At 70.3% G+C, this 13,848-nt stretch carries 12 protein-coding genes; 3 read left to right on the top strand and 9 right to left on the bottom strand.

Annotation, left to right across the window (positions count from 1 at the left end; translation table 11 throughout):
- Window positions 1-53: 53 nt before the first annotated feature.
- The 7 genes from NBY69_RS24175 to pgsA all read right to left on the bottom strand — a co-directional run bounded on the left by NBY69_RS24175 (window position 54) and on the right by pgsA (window position 5,982).
- Window positions 54-806, bottom strand: a complete 753-nt coding sequence (locus NBY69_RS24175) for a YebC/PmpR family DNA-binding transcriptional regulator (protein ID WP_250303441.1) — start codon at window positions 804-806, stop codon at window positions 54-56.
- A 62-nt stretch (window positions 807-868) separates the two neighbouring features.
- The gene (pdxT, locus tag NBY69_RS24170; RefSeq protein ID WP_250303439.1) at window positions 869-1,459 is read right to left on the bottom strand and encodes a pyridoxal 5'-phosphate synthase glutaminase subunit PdxT; all 591 of its coding nucleotides are present in this window, start codon (window positions 1,457-1,459) and stop codon (window positions 869-871) included.
- Entirely contained in the window at window positions 1,459-2,382 is a 924-nt protein-coding gene (pdxS, locus tag NBY69_RS24165; RefSeq protein ID WP_284349063.1) for a pyridoxal 5'-phosphate synthase lyase subunit PdxS, read from the bottom strand. The genes pdxT and pdxS overlap by 1 nt, the downstream gene beginning before the upstream one ends.
- A gap of 184 nt (window positions 2,383-2,566) precedes the next feature.
- Window positions 2,567-3,115 carry a hypothetical protein gene (locus NBY69_RS24160; RefSeq protein WP_250303437.1) on the bottom strand — a complete coding sequence of 183 codons (549 nt, stop codon included), beginning with the start codon at window positions 3,113-3,115 and terminating at the stop codon, window positions 2,567-2,569.
- Window positions 3,116-3,254: 139 nt separating this feature from the next.
- Entirely contained in the window at window positions 3,255-4,415 is a 1,161-nt protein-coding gene (locus NBY69_RS24155) for a glycosyltransferase family 4 protein (protein ID WP_250303432.1), read from the bottom strand.
- Window positions 4,412-5,314 (bottom strand): phosphatidylinositol mannoside acyltransferase, encoded by a 903-nt coding sequence (locus NBY69_RS24150; protein WP_250303431.1) that lies wholly within the window; start codon window positions 5,312-5,314, stop codon window positions 4,412-4,414. Before NBY69_RS24150 ends, NBY69_RS24155 begins: the two co-directional genes overlap by 4 nt.
- Window positions 5,311-5,982 (bottom strand): phosphatidylinositol phosphate synthase, encoded by a 672-nt coding sequence (gene pgsA / locus NBY69_RS24145; protein WP_250303430.1) that lies wholly within the window; start codon window positions 5,980-5,982, stop codon window positions 5,311-5,313. The genes NBY69_RS24150 and pgsA overlap by 4 nt, the downstream gene beginning before the upstream one ends.
- 276 nt (window positions 5,983-6,258) lie before the next feature.
- Between pgsA and NBY69_RS24140 the strand changes: the two genes are divergently transcribed.
- Together NBY69_RS24140 and NBY69_RS24135 are read left to right on the top strand one after the other, a co-directional pair.
- The gene (locus tag NBY69_RS24140) at window positions 6,259-8,475 is read left to right on the top strand and encodes an elongation factor G-like protein EF-G2 (protein WP_250303429.1); all 2,217 of its coding nucleotides are present in this window, start codon (window positions 6,259-6,261) and stop codon (window positions 8,473-8,475) included.
- Window positions 8,476-8,676: 201 nt separating this feature from the next.
- Complete coding sequence (locus tag NBY69_RS24135) at window positions 8,677-10,332, top strand: hypothetical protein (protein WP_250303427.1); 1,656 nt, start codon at window positions 8,677-8,679, stop codon at window positions 10,330-10,332.
- A 59-nt stretch (window positions 10,333-10,391) separates the two neighbouring features.
- Here the strand turns inward: NBY69_RS24135 and NBY69_RS24130 are convergent, their stop codons facing one another.
- On the bottom strand, window positions 10,392-10,946 hold the full coding sequence (locus tag NBY69_RS24130; protein ID WP_250303423.1) for an HIT domain-containing protein: 555 nt from the start codon (window positions 10,944-10,946) through the stop codon (window positions 10,392-10,394).
- Window positions 10,947-11,013: 67 nt separating this feature from the next.
- Between NBY69_RS24130 and NBY69_RS24125 the strand changes: the two genes are divergently transcribed.
- Entirely contained in the window at window positions 11,014-11,682 is a 669-nt protein-coding gene (locus NBY69_RS24125; RefSeq protein WP_250303421.1) for a potassium channel family protein, read from the top strand.
- Window positions 11,683-11,711: 29 nt separating this feature from the next.
- On the opposite strand, the gene thrS is transcribed toward NBY69_RS24125, so the two are convergent.
- Window positions 11,712-13,697, bottom strand: coding sequence for a threonine--tRNA ligase (thrS, locus tag NBY69_RS24120; protein ID WP_250303420.1), 1,986 nt, complete (start codon window positions 13,695-13,697; stop codon window positions 11,712-11,714).
- Window positions 13,698-13,848 lie beyond the last annotated feature (151 nt).

Here is a 13,848-nt window from a genome sequence, read left to right as displayed (position 1 = left end):
CCGGACGAACCCCTCCAGCGTGTACTGCATTCCGCAGAAACCGTCAAAGGCGGTCAGGCGTCAAGGCTCTCCATGACCTCGTCCGAGACATCGAAGTTGGCGAAGACGTTCTGCACGTCGTCGCTGTCCTCCAGCGCGTCGATCAGCTTGAAGATCTTGCGCGCGCCCTCTTCATCCAGCTCGACCTGCATGGTCGGCATGAAGTTGGCCTCGGCCGAGTCGTAGTCGATACCGGCCTCCTGGAGCGCGGTGCGGACCGCGACCATGTCGGTGGCCTCACTGACGACCTCGTACGACTCACCCAGGTCGTTGACCTCCTCGGCGCCCGCCTCCAGGACCGCGCCGAGGACGTCGTCCTCGGCGAGGACGCCCTTGGGGACCATGACGACCCCCTTGCGGTTGAAGAGGTACGAGACGGAACCCGGGTCGGCCATCGAGCCGCCGTTGCGGGTCATCGCGACCCGGACGTCGGACGCGGCACGGTTGCGGTTGTCGGTGAGGCACTCGATGAGCACCGCGACACCGTTGGGGCCGTACCCCTCGTACATGATCGTCTGGTAGTCGACGCCGCCCGCCTCAAGACCACCGCCGCGCTTGACCGCGGAGTCGATGTTCTTGTTGGGGACGGAACTCTTCTTCGCCTTCTGGATGGCATCGACGAGCGTCGGGTTGCCTTCCGGATCGACGCCACCGGTCCGGGCGGCAACCTCGATGTTCTTGATCAGCTTCGCGAAGAGCTTGCCGCGCTTGGCATCAACCACGGCCTTCTTGTGCTTCGTCGTAGCCCATTTAGAGTGGCCGGACATCTGCCTGTCTCCTTCGCGTAACCGTTTCCTGGACGAACGCGAGAGATCCTACCGGGCGCCGGTCACCGGGCGTCGCGCACCATGTCCGTGAAGTACTGGTGCAGCCGGTGGTCCCCGGTCAGTTCCGGGTGGAACGACGTCGCCAGCGCACGGCCCTGGCGCACCGCGACGATGTGCCCGCCGTGCTCCGCGAGCACCTGGACCCCGGCGCCGACCGACTCCACCCAGGGTGCCCGGATGAAGACGCCCTCGACGGGACCGCCGTCGATCTCGGGTATTGCGACGGCGGCCTCGAAGGACTCGTTCTGACGCCCGAACGCGTTGCGCCTGACGATCATGTCGATCCCGCCGAAGGTCTCCTGGCCCGAGCGGGGGTCGAGGATCTTGTCGGCGAGCATGATCAGGCCCGCACAGGTGCCGTACACCGGCAGCCCTGACCCGATGCGCTCGCGCAGCGGCTCCAGCATGCCGAAGAGACCGGCCAGTTTGGACATGGTGGTGGACTCACCACCCGGGATGACCAGGCCGTCGAGGTCCGCGAGCTCCTCGGGGCGCCGGACCGGCCTGGCCTGGGCGTCTGCCACGGCCAGGGCGGTCAGGTGTTCCCGTACGTCGCCCTGGAGGGCGAGGACACCGATGAGCGGGGTCGTCATCACCAGCCCCGGTTCGCGTAGCGCTCGGTCTCGGGGAGGGTGTCGCAGTTGATGCCGACCATGGCCTCACCGAGGTTGCGGGACGCGTCCGCGATGACCTTCGGGTCGTCGTAGAAGGTGGTGGCCTTCACGATGGCGGCGGCACGCTTGGCCGGGTCGCCGGACTTGAAGATGCCGGAGCCGACGAAGACGCCCTCGGCGCCGAGCTGGCGCATCAGCGCGGCGTCGGCCGGGGTGGCCACACCACCGGCGGAGAAGAGGACCACGGGCAGCTTGCCGAGCTCGGCGACCTCCTTGACCAGCTCGTAGGGGGCGCGCAGGTCCTTCGCCGCGGCGTACAGCTCGTTGTTGTCGTAGCCGCGCAGCCGGGCGATCTCGTTCTTGATCTGGCGGAGGTGGCGGACGGCCTCGACGACGTTTCCGGTGCCGGCCTCGCCCTTGGAGCGGATCATGGCCGCGCCCTCGGCGATCCGGCGCAGCGCCTCACCGAGGTTGGTGGCACCGCAGACGAACGGGGTGGTGAAGGCGAACTTGTCGCTGTGGTTGACCTCGTCGGCCGGGGTGAGGACCTCGGACTCGTCGATGTAGTCCACACCCAGCGACTGGAGCACCTGGGCCTCGACGAAGTGGCCGATCCGCGACTTGGCCATGACGGGGATGGAGACGGCCCCGATGATCTCCTCGATCATGTTGGGGTCGGACATCCGGGCCACGCCGCCGTCCTTGCGGATGTCCGCGGGCACCCGCTCCAGCGCCATGACGGCGACGGCGCCCGCGTCCTCGGCGATCTTCGCCTGCTCGGCGTCGACCACGTCCATGATCACGCCGCCCTTGAGCTGCTCGGCCATGCCTCGCTTGACGCGGGCGGTACCGGTCGCCGGGGCTGCGGCGGTCTGGGAAGTGGTGGGAAGCGTGCTGGACACGGGTGACCTCGCTCAGGGGGAAGAGGGTTCTTGCACCTCTGAGAAAACTCCTGCGGACCAGTCCACTGCAAGGGCCAATGAGTAGCCGGTGGATCGTTCTCGCCGCGGTGCGGCCTGTCGGTACCGCTCCGCTCGGGCGTTCCTTGCCGGACACCCCGGGCCGGCGAGGACCGCCCCGACCGGCCTACGTCCCGGGCCGGTCGGCCAGCGCCACCGGCGGAGCGTCGTCCATCTCGAACGCCAGCGGGAACGGCGCGTGTCCGGCCAGCCGGAACCAGCGGACCTTGCGATGGGTACGCAGGGCGCGCGCCGCCCGGACCGCGTCGTTGTGGAAGCGCCTGGCCATCGGCACCCGCCGTACGGCCGCGGCCAGTTCGTCGGCCGCCTCCTCGCCGCCCGGCGCCGACCGTACGGCCTCGACCTGGGCCGTCTCGCCGAACACGGCCCGCAGCGCCTGGCTGAGGTCGCTCTCGGCCACCTCGCGGTGCTCCTCCTCGGACTGCCGGGCGGCGTGCGCGGCCTGGTAGAGCACGATCGAGGCCGCCGGGTCGAGAACACCGGAGGTGGCCAGCTCCTGGGTGACCGAGGCGCGGCGCAGCAGCTGGGCGTCGAGGGCGGCCCGCGCGGCGTCGATGCGCGCGTGCAGCCGGTCGAGCCGTCCGGCGGTCCAGCTCAGGTACATGCCGACCGCGATGAACGCGATGACGATCCAGATGATGAGGGTTACGGTCACGGGCGGAAAGGCTACCGGGCCGCGGTGGCCCGGACGCCGGGCGAGACGACCGCAGGCTCCCGGGCCCCGGCTCCCGGCTCCCGGCCGACGGCGTACGCGGCGCTGTCAGGCACCACGTCCCACGCCGTCGTGCGCCCCGTCAGTCGCGGGCGAGGCCGAACCGCGCCCGCAGGCTGACCCGTTCATCGGTGTCGACCGAGGCCGCGCCGTCCGTCACCGTCTCGTACACCGCCAGGATGTCCGCGCCGACCGTGGACCAGTCGAAGCGGCGGACGTGCGCACTGCCCCGCCTGCGCAGCTCTTCCCGGCGTGATTCGTCGCCCAGCAGCCGTACGGCGGCCGCGGCCAGCGCGTCCGCGTCCTCGTTGGCGAACAGCTCGCCCGCCGCGCCCTGGTCGAGGACCTGGGCGAAGGCGTCGAGGTCGCTCGCCAGCACGGGCGCTCCGGCCGACATCGCCTCGACGAGGATGATCCCGAAACTCTCCCCGCCGGTGTTCGGCGCGACATAGACGTCGACGCTCCGCAGCAGCCGTGCCTTGTCCTCGTCGCTGATCATGCCGAGGAATTCGACGCGCTCGCGCATCTCCTCCGGCAGGGTGGCCACCGCTTCCTTCTCGTCGCCGCGCCCCGCGACGAGCAGCCGGGTGTCCGGACGCTCGGCGAGGATCCCGGGCAGCGCCCGCATGAGCACCGGCAGCCCCTTGCGCGGCTCGTCGATCCGGCCGATGAAGCCGATGGTGCCGCCCTGCCATTCGGGCCTGGGTTCGGCACGGTCGAAGAATCCGACGTCGACCCCGTTGGGGATGACGACCGCGTCGCCGCCCAGGTGCTCGACCAGGGTCCTGCGCGCGTACTCGCTCACCGCGATCCGCGCGCTGATCTTCTCCAGCGCGGGCTGCAGGATCGGGTACGCGGCGATCATCGCCCGCGAGCGCGGGTTGGACGTGTGGAAGGTGGCGACGATCGGCCCCTGTGCGGCCCAGCAGGTGAGCAGGCCCAGCGACGGCGAGGTGGGTTCGTGGATGTGGATCACGTCGAAGGTGCCGTCGTGCAGCCAGCGCCTGACCCGCGCGGCGGAGAGGAAGCCGAAGTTGAGCCGGGCGACCGAACCGTTGTACGGCACGGGCACGGCCCGCCCCGCGGACACCACGTACGGCGGCAGCGGGGTCTCGTCGTCCGCCGGGGCCAGAACGGACACCTGGTGGCCGAGGCCGATCAGGTGCTCCGCGAGGTCCCTGATGTGGAACTGGACCCCGCCGGGCACGTCCCAGGAGTACGGGCAGACGATGCCGATCTTCACGAGGGCTCCTGACGGCGCTCTAGGTCGGCGAGCCAGAGGCGCTGCAGCATGTGCCAGTCCTCCGGGTGCTCGGCGATTCCGGTGGCGAAGGCATCAGCCAGCGCCTGTGCCATCACGGACGTCTTTTCGGGGCGGGTACCTGTCTCCGGCACCTCGACGGGCGGATGGACCCGGCCCCGCATCACCGGCGAATCGTCGTACCAGAGCGTCACCGGCAGCAGCAGCGCGCCGGTCTGCTGGGCGAGCAGCGCCGGACCGGCCGGAATCCGGGTCGCCTCGCCGAAGAACGTCACCTCGACGCCCGACGCGGACAGATCGCGGTCGGCGACCAGACAGACCAGCCCGCCGTCCCGCAGCCGCCGTGCCAGGGTGCCGAAGGCCGAGCCGCCGGTGTGCGGCAGGACCTCCATGCCGAGTCCCTCGCGGTAGGCGACGAACCGGTCGTAGAGCGTCTCGGGCTTGAGCCGTTCGGCGACCGTGGTGAACGGCACCGCCAGCTCGGTGGTGACCCAGGCGCCCGCGAGGTCGTAGTTCCCCATGTGGGGCAGCGCCAGGACGACGCCCTTCCCCGCCGCGAGCCCGTCGGTCAGGTGGTGGACGTCCTGGACGTCGAAACCGGTCCGCACCCGCTGCTCGCTCCACGCGGGCAGCCGGAACGACTCCATCCAGTACCGCATGTACGAGCGCATCCCGGCCCGGGACAGTTCGGCGAGCCGCTCGGGCCCCGCGTCGGGCACCACGCGCGCCAGGTTCGACTCCAGTCGCAGCACGCTCTTGCCGCGCCGCCGCCAGGCGAAGTCGGCGATCCGGCGGCCGAGGCGGGTGGCTACCGGTTCGGGCAGCTTCTTGACCGCGCCCCAGCCGAGTCCGTACAGGGCGTCCGTCAGCCGTTCCCTCATACCGACTCGCTGCCCCGGGCAGCGGCTTCGGCCGCCGCGGCATCGGCCTCGGCGGACTCCCTGCGTACGGTCACGACCCGCTGCACCAGGGTGATCAGGCTGCCCGCGGCCACGATCCACAGGGCGATCGGCAGCAGGATCTGGATGCCGGGCACCCCGAACTTGTGCAGCCCGGCGAGACCGGCTGCGACGAGGGAGATGACCAGCCGCTCGGCCCGTTCGATCAGGCCGTTCACCGCGACCGGGAGCCCGATGGACTCGCCGCGGGCCTTGGTGTACGAGACCACCTGGCCGCTGGCCAGGCAGAAGAGGGCGACGGCGCAGAGCATGTTGTTGTCGCCGGTGCCCGCGTACCAGAGCGCGAACCCGGAGAAGATCGCTCCGTCCGCGACCCGGTCGAGGGTCGAGTCGAGGAATGCGCCCCAGCGGCTCGAAATCCCGGCCTGGCGCGCCATGTTTCCGTCGACGAGGTCGGAGAAGACGAAGAGGGTGATGACGATCGTGCCCCAGAAGAATTCTCCCCGGGGGAAAAAGACCAGTGCACCCGCCATCACTCCGGCCGTGCCGATCAGAGTCACCGCGTCGGGGCTGATCCCGATGCGGAGCAGGAACGAGGCGAACGGCGTGAGGACACGCGTGAAGAATGCACGCGCGTACTTGTTCAGCATGGCCTTCCCGAGGGGTCGGTGGGCCGTGCGGCCCCGTTGGCCACCGGCTGGCCCATCGTAGCCAGGACCGCGGACCTCCACCGCCGGGCCCTCTTCCGCGCGGGCCCCCGGGACACCGCGGGAGGCGCACGTATGGACGCACGGTGAGCGGAGTGGAAAGCTCGAATGACCGCGGGCGTCACCGTTGCCGCCGCGCACTGCGGCTCGTCCTGCCCGCGTCCCGACCCACCGTGCAACCGTGCAACGTCCCTCGTTCCGGACCGGGAGGCACACATCATGGGCGACAAGGCGAGCGCACATCCCGGGGCCGCCGGCCGGGCGACCACGGCCGGCCACCCCACGTCCGTACGGAACGTGGTGCTTGTCGGCCACAGCGGATCGGGCAAGACCACCCTGGTCGAAGCCCTGGCACTGACCGCGGGGGCGGTCAACCGGGCCGGACGCGTCGAGGACGGCCAGACGGTCTCCGACCACGACGAGATCGAGCACCGCCAGCAGCGGTCGGTGCAGCTCTCGCTGGTTCCCGTCGAATGGGACGGCGTCAAGATCAATCTGCTCGACACCCCCGGGTACGCCGACTTCGTGGGTGAGCTGCGGGCCGGGCTGCGGGCGGCGGACGCGGCCCTCTTCGTCGTGTCGGCCGCCCAGGACGCCGGGAACATCGCCGGTGCGACCCGGGCGGTGTGGGAGGAGTGCGCGGCCGTCGGGATGCCGCGGGCCATCGTCGTCACGCATCTGGACACGGCCCGCACCGACTACGCCGAGCTGACGCGGGTGTGCGGCCGGGTGCTCGGCGACGACGACCCCGACGCCGTACTCCCCCTGTATCTGCCGCTGTACGGGCCGCAGGGGCCCGACGGGCACGCCCCGGTGACCGGGCTGGCCGGGCTGCTCACCCGGCGCCTGTTCGACTACGCGTCGGGAGCGCGTACGGAGTCCCGGCCCGGCGACGACCGGCTGCCGTTGATCGAGACGGCCCGCAACCGGCTGATCGAGGGGATCATCGCGGAGAGCGAGGACGAAACCCTCATGGACCGCTATCTCGGCGGCGAGGAGATCGACGTCAAGACGCTCATCGGCGACCTGGAGCGGGCGGTCGCCCGCGGTGTCTTCCACCCGGTGCTCGCTGCGGCGCCGGCTGCGGACGGGGCCGGGCAGGGGCTCGGCACGGTCGAACTGCTCGACCTCGTCACCCGCGGATTTCCCACCCCGCCGGAACGCGAGGCCCCCGCGGTGACCACCCCGGACGGCGCCCCGCGTCCCGCGGTCGGCTGCGATCCCCGGGGGCCGCTGGTCGCCGAGGTGATCAGGACGGCGTCCGATCCGTACGTGGGCCGGGTCAGCCTGGTGCGGGTCTTCTCCGGCACGCTCCGCCCCGACGAGACGGTGCACGTCTCGGGCCACGGTGCGCCCGGCCGTGACCAGGGGGACCACGAGGACCACGACGTCGACGAGCGGGTGGGCGCCCTCTCCGTCCCGTTCGGCAGGCACCAGCACCCGGTGCGTGAGTGCATCGCGGGGGATCTCGTCTGTGTGGCCAGGCTGACCCGCGCCGAGACCGGTGACACCCTGTCGGCGAAGGACGACCCGCTCGTGATGGAGCCCTGGGTCATGCCGGACCCGCTGCTTCCGCTTGCCGTCGCCGCGCACGGCAAGGCGGACGAGGACAAGCTCTCGCAGGGGCTGGCCCGGCTGGTCGCCGAGGACCCGACCATGCGCCTGGAACAGAATCCGGACACCCGTCAGCTGGTGCTGTGGTGTCTGGGAGAGGCCCAGCGGGAGGTGGCGCTGGAGCGGCTGCAGAGCCGGTACGGGGTCCGGGTGGACGCCGTGCCGTACCGGGTGTCCCTGCGGGAGACCTTCGGCGAGCGGGCCGTCGGGCGCGGCAGGCACGTCAAGCAGTCCGGGGGCCACGGCCAGTTCGCGATCTGCGAGATCGAGGTCGACCCGCTGCCGCCCGGGGCGGGGATCGAGTTCGTCGACGAGGTGGTGGGCGGCTCGGTTCCGCGCCCGTTCATCCCCTCCGTGGAGAAGGGGGTGCGCGCCCAGGCCGCGCGGGGTGTCGTGGCGGGCCATCCGCTCGTGGACATCCGTATCACCCTGCGGGACGGCAAGGCCCACTCCGTGGACTCCTCGGACGCGGCTTTTCAGACAGCGGGCGCACTGGCCCTGCGGGAGGCGGCGCGGGAGGCCGTGATCCATCTGCTGGAGCCGGTGGTCACGGTGCGGGTGCTGGTCCCTGACGAATTCGTGGGCCCGGTGATGAGCGATCTGTCCGGACGGCGCGGCCGGGTCGTGGGCACCGAGCAGGCGGCCCCCGGACGCACGCTGGTACGGGCCGAGGTGCCCGAGATCGAGATCGGGCGGTACGCGGTCGACCTGCGGTCCCTCTCGCACGGCGCCGGGCAGTTCAGCCGGTCGTACGCCCGGCACGAACCGATGCCGCAGCGGGTCGCCGACCGGATGCGCGAACAGTCGCAGAACGGCTTGTAGTTGACGGTGACAGGCACTCAATCACCTTGCGGTGGTGGGTATTCCGTTGTCCCATGACGGACGAGGAGCGTCCCCGATACGCTGTGGTCCCAGCTCAGCAGGTGTACCGGGCCCACCAGGTGGACAGGGTCCGGGAGGTGTGCGGGGCCCGGCAGTGGGGAACAGCCGCAGCAGCGGTTGCGTGCGGCGATGGGGGCAGCGGTGGCGAACGACGGATTCGATTTCATTCCGGGAGCACAGGTCCCGCTCCAGGGGTCAGCGGGTCAGACCGCTGCGACCCATGCCCTCGCCTCGGCTGCGTACCGTGACAGCCCGGTCGAGGACATACTCAAAGCCAACAGCGAGTGGCACAAGACGGATGTGAAGAAGGGCAAGTTCTCGCTCTTCGAGCCGAATCTGGGCGAGTCCTTCTCCCGCGCCGTGCAGGTACGGATGCTCGGCGGCACCCGCAAGGCGCTCATCCAGTCCTTCGGGACCGAGCCCCAGACGGTGGTGGAGCACTGCCTGGCGGCCACCCGGATCCGTAAGGAACGCGACACCAAACTCACTGTGGTGATGGCCGTGTTCGGCCTGGTCTTCCTGCCGGGGCTGCTGCTCTGGCTGGGCGTCTTCCAGCTGCGGCGGACCCTTGCCGGGGCCCAGAACCGCCGCGCGGGCGCGCTGGGCACCACCCTGCTGGTGGCTGTCGGCGGGGTCGTGGTCATCTTCCTGGTGAAACTGCCGTTCGGCGGCATCGGGGCGCTGTACCTCAGGGCGATGTTCGTCGCTCCGGTCATCGGCTGGGTTTGTGCCCGGCGGATCTGTGAGACGACGGCCAAGGACCTGCGGGCGCGCTGGGACAATCTGCTCTCCGGCGGCGGCGTCGGCGCGAAGATCCCCGAGGCCGTACCGCGCAACCCCACCGAGACGGCGGCCGAGCAGCTGCGCCAGTCGCTGGCCAAGCTGACCGCCGAGCAGCAGTCCAACTCGGTCTTCTACGCGGGGCCCAAGGGGATACTCGGCATGGGCACCCGCTGGGGCAGTTGGCAGCTCGCCGAGGAGCTCGTGCCCCGCGAGGCCGGCACCGAGATCCACGGATTCCGCAGCTGGGACGTCATCCGGGCGATCCACGACCGGCTGCGGATGCTGGAGCGCGGCCCGCTGCACACCGGCGGCTTCCCGGCCCCCTCCGTCAAGCACTGGATCGTGGCCCCCGTCGGGGAGAACGCCGGTGAGGTGAGCAGGCCCGACGGCGAGGACGTCGAGGCCTTCCAGATCAAGGGCCACGAGATACAGCGGATCTGCAACGAGCAGCAGTTCGGCAGCGGTGACCGCCACTATCTGGGCGTGCAGTTCACGCTCTGGGACGGCCAGTTGGTGATCACGATGATGATCACCGTCACGGTGCTCCACGAGACCCTGCGCATCGAGGTCACCGGCCACGCGCTCGGCCCGGTGCACTCGCTGTTCACCACCAAGCCCGCGGCCAAGACCAAGCAGGTCAACAAGGCGGTCAAGTTCTGGGAGACGCGGGAGGTGAACCTGCCGCTGGTCGAGACCCGTGAGGTGGTCCGCCTCGCCGCCCGCGCCCCGCTGACCTGGTTCCCGCCCGTCCTCGACTTCTGCGGCGGGAAGATCACCCTGCCCGAGCCGTTCGGTATGCGGCACGCCTGGGCCGACAAGCCCTGGCGGCACCGCTTCATGGCCGACGACGCGATGCGCGCGGCCACGCCCGTACTGCGCGCGGTGCACACGGCGGCGATGCGCGTCCTGGACGAGCACGGCGTGAACACCGACGCCTTCACCAACCGGTCGATGGTCCTCAGCGGACTGGTCCAGGACCCGACACCGCGCAAGGCCGACGTCTACGACGCCTGACACCGCGCCGCCGGAGCGCTGCGGCACCCCGGGGCTTCCTCAGCGGCCCCGGGGCCCGCTCACTCCGGCCAGGCGGCGGCGAGCATCGCCCGGGTGTCGGCCAGCAGCTGCGGCAGCACCTTGGTGTGCCCGACGACCGGCATGAAGTTGGTGTCGCCACCCCAGCGGGGCACGACGTGCTGATGCAAGTGCGCGGCGATGCCCGCCCCTGCGGACTCCCCCTGGTTCATACCGATGTTGAACCCGTGCGCACCGGAAGCCGTGCGCAGCGCGGTCATCGCCCGCTTGGTCAGCTCGGCCAGCTCGGCGGTCTCCGCGGCGTCCAGGTCCGTGTAGTCGGCGACGTGGCGGAACGGCACGACCATGAGGTGCCCGCCGTTGTACGGGTAGAGGTTGAGCACCGCGTACACATGCTGCCCGCGCGCGACGACGAGCCCGTCCTCGTCCGACTTCGACGGGATCGAGCAGAACGGACAGTCGCCCGAGTCCGACCCGCTCGGCTTGTTCTCCCCCTGGATGTACGCCATCCGGTGGGGCGTCCACAGGCGCTGGAACGCGTCCTGCGTCCCCACTCCGATCTGCTGCTCCGGCTCACTCGTCATGCAGTGCAGCATATGGCTTCCCCCGTTCGGAACGTGTCGCCGGGGCACCGGGGGCAGACACTGCGGCGATGCTGTGCCGATGGACCTCCCGGAGCCCGACAGGCGGCTGCCCCGCTGGGAACAGCGCACGGAAGGGCCGCTGTTCGCGGCCTCGCTGCTCTTTCTCGCCTGCTACGCGGTCCGCGTACTGGCGCGGGGAGCCGACCCGGTCTGGCGGGACCTCGCCCTCGCCCTGACCCTGGCGACCTGGCTGGTCTTCGCGGCGGACTACGCGGTGCGGCTGGTACTGAGCCGCCAGGGCGTGCGCTTCGTGCGGTCGCACTGGCTGGACACGGTGGTGCTGATCCTGCCCTTGCTGCGGCCCCTGCGTCTGGTGAAGATCTACACCGCCGTACAGCAGAGGCGGGAGGAGCCGCGGCTGAGCCTCCAGGGCCGGGTGATCTCCTATGCGGGCCTGTCGGCCCTGCTGCTCGGTTTCGCCGGCGCCCTCGCCGTCTACAACTGCGAGCACTCCGCACCCGGCGCCACCATCCGTACCTTCGGGGACTCCGTGTGGTGGGCCGCCGCCACTCTCTCGACGGTCGGATACGGCGACGTGACCCCGGTGACGCCATGGGGACGCGTGATCGCCGTGGCCATGATGGGGTGCGGTATCGCGCTGCTGGGAGCGGTGACCGGTTCGTTCTCCTCGTGGCTGCTGCAGGTGTTCGCACGGGAGGACGAGAAGAGGCCTCCGGAGAGCCAGTAGCTCTCCGGAGGCCTCCCGCACGGCGCGGATCAGACCTGGACGCGGTCCTCCACGGCCTTCTGGATCTTGGCGATGGCGTCCTCGACCGGGATGCCGTTCTCCTGCGATCCGTCGCGGTAGCGGAACGACACGGCGCCGTTGGCCATGTCCTCATCACCCGCGATGATCATGAAGGGCACCTTGGCCCGCTGCTGGTTGCGGATCTTCTTCTGCATCCGGTCCGACGAGGCGTCCACGTCGACCCGCAGCCCCTTGGCCTTCGCCTTGGCGGCGAACTCCTGGAGGTACGGGATGTGCGCGTCGCCGATCGGGATACCGACCGCCTGGACCGGGGCCAGCCAGACCGGGAAGGCGCCCGCGTAGTGCTCCAGGAGCACCGCGAAGAAGCGCTCGATGGAACCGAACAGGGCACGGTGGATCATGACCGGGCGCTGCTTGGTGCCGTCCGGGCCGGTGTACTCCAGGTCGAAGCGCTCCGGCAGGTTGAAGTCGAGCTGCACGGTCGACATCTGCCAGGTGCGGCCGATGGCGTCCTTGCACTGCACCGAGATCTTCGGGCCGTAGAACGCGGCGCCGCCCGGGTCCGGGACCAGCGGCAGGCCCTGCTTCTCGGCGACCTGGCGCAGCGTCTCGGTGGCCTCGTCCCACGCCTCGTCCGAGCCGACGAACTTCTCCGGGTCCTTGGTGGAGAGCTCCAGGTAGAAGTCGGTCAGGCCGTAGTCGCGCAGCAGGTTCAGGACGAAGGTGAGCGTCCTGTCCAGCTCCTCCGCCATCTGCTCCCTGGTGCAGTAGATGTGCGCGTCGTCCTGGGTGAAGCCGCGCGAGCGGGTCAGGCCGTGGACGACACCCGACTTCTCGTACCGGTACACCGTGCCGAACTCGAAGAGGCGCAGCGGCAGTTCACGGTAGGAACGTCCGCGCGCGTCGAAGATCAGGTTGTGCATCGGGCAGTTCATCGGCTTGAGGTAGTAGTCCACCCCGTCGTCGAGCTGCATGGGCGGGTACATGCCGTCGGCGTACCAGTCCAGGTGGCCGGACTTCTCGAAGAGCTTGCCCTTGGTCGCGTGCGGGCTGTAGACGAACTCGTAGCCCTCCTCCTCGTGGCGCCGCCGCGAGTAGTCCTCCATGGCCCGGCGGATGATGCCGCCCTTGGGGTGGAAGACCGCGAGACCGGGGCCGATCTCGTCGGGGAAGGAGAAGAGGTCCAGCTCGTTGCCGAGCTTGCGGTGGTCGCGCTTGGCGGCCTCCTCCAGGAACTCCAGGTGCGCCTTCAGCTCGTCCTTGGTCGGCCACGCGGTGCCGTAGATGCGCTGGAGCATCGGGTTCTTCTCGCTGCCGCGCCAGTAGGCGGCGGCGTTGCGCATCAGCTTGAACGCCGGGATGTTCCGGGTGGTCGGCAGGTGCGGCCCCCGGCAGAGGTCCTTCCAGCACAGTTCGCCGGTCTTCGGGTCGAGGTTGTCGTAGATGGTCAGCTCGCCGCCGCCCACCTCGACATTCGCGCCGTCGTCGGCGTTCTCGACCGCGCCGGAGCCCTTGAGGCCGATGAGTTCCAGCTTGTACGGCTCGGAGGCCAGCTCCTCGCGGGCGGCCTCGTCCGTGGTGACCCGGCGCGAGAAGCGCTGGCCGCGCTTCTGGATCTCCTGCATCTTCTTCTCGATGACCTTGAGGTCCTCGGGGGTGAACGGCCGCTCGACGTCGAAGTCGTAGTAGAAGCCGTCCTTGATCGGCGGGCCGATGCCGAGCTTCGCGTCGGGGAAGAGCTCCTGCACGGCCTGGGCCATGACGTGCGCGGTGGAGTGGCGCAGGATGGCCAGGCCGTCCTCGGAGGAGATCTCGACGGGCTCGACCTCGTCGCCGTCGACCACGGCGTACGACAGGTCCTTCAGCTCACCGGCCACCCGGGCCGCCACGATGCTGCGCTCGCCGGTGAAGAGCTCGGCTGCCGTAGTGCCCGTCGTCACCACGCGCTCTTCCCGCTCGGAATCGCGATGGATGACCACACGGACGTCTGACACCGGTCTCTCCTGACTCAGGGGGTGCGCCAGCGGAACGCTGCGCGTCTGAATCGTACCGAGCCCGGGGCGCGGTTTGCGAAACGGTTGTGCGTCCCCACCCGCGCGAGCCGGTGCGATCCGCAGCCGGATGTGAGCTGCGCCACGATCGCGG

This window comes from Streptomyces sp. A 4/2 (assembly GCF_940670765.1).
Classification (GTDB): Bacteria; Actinomycetota; Actinomycetes; order Streptomycetales; family Streptomycetaceae; genus Streptomyces.
The sequence above is the reverse complement of the archived record's forward strand: the minus strand, read 5'-3'. Positions and strand labels throughout refer to the sequence as shown.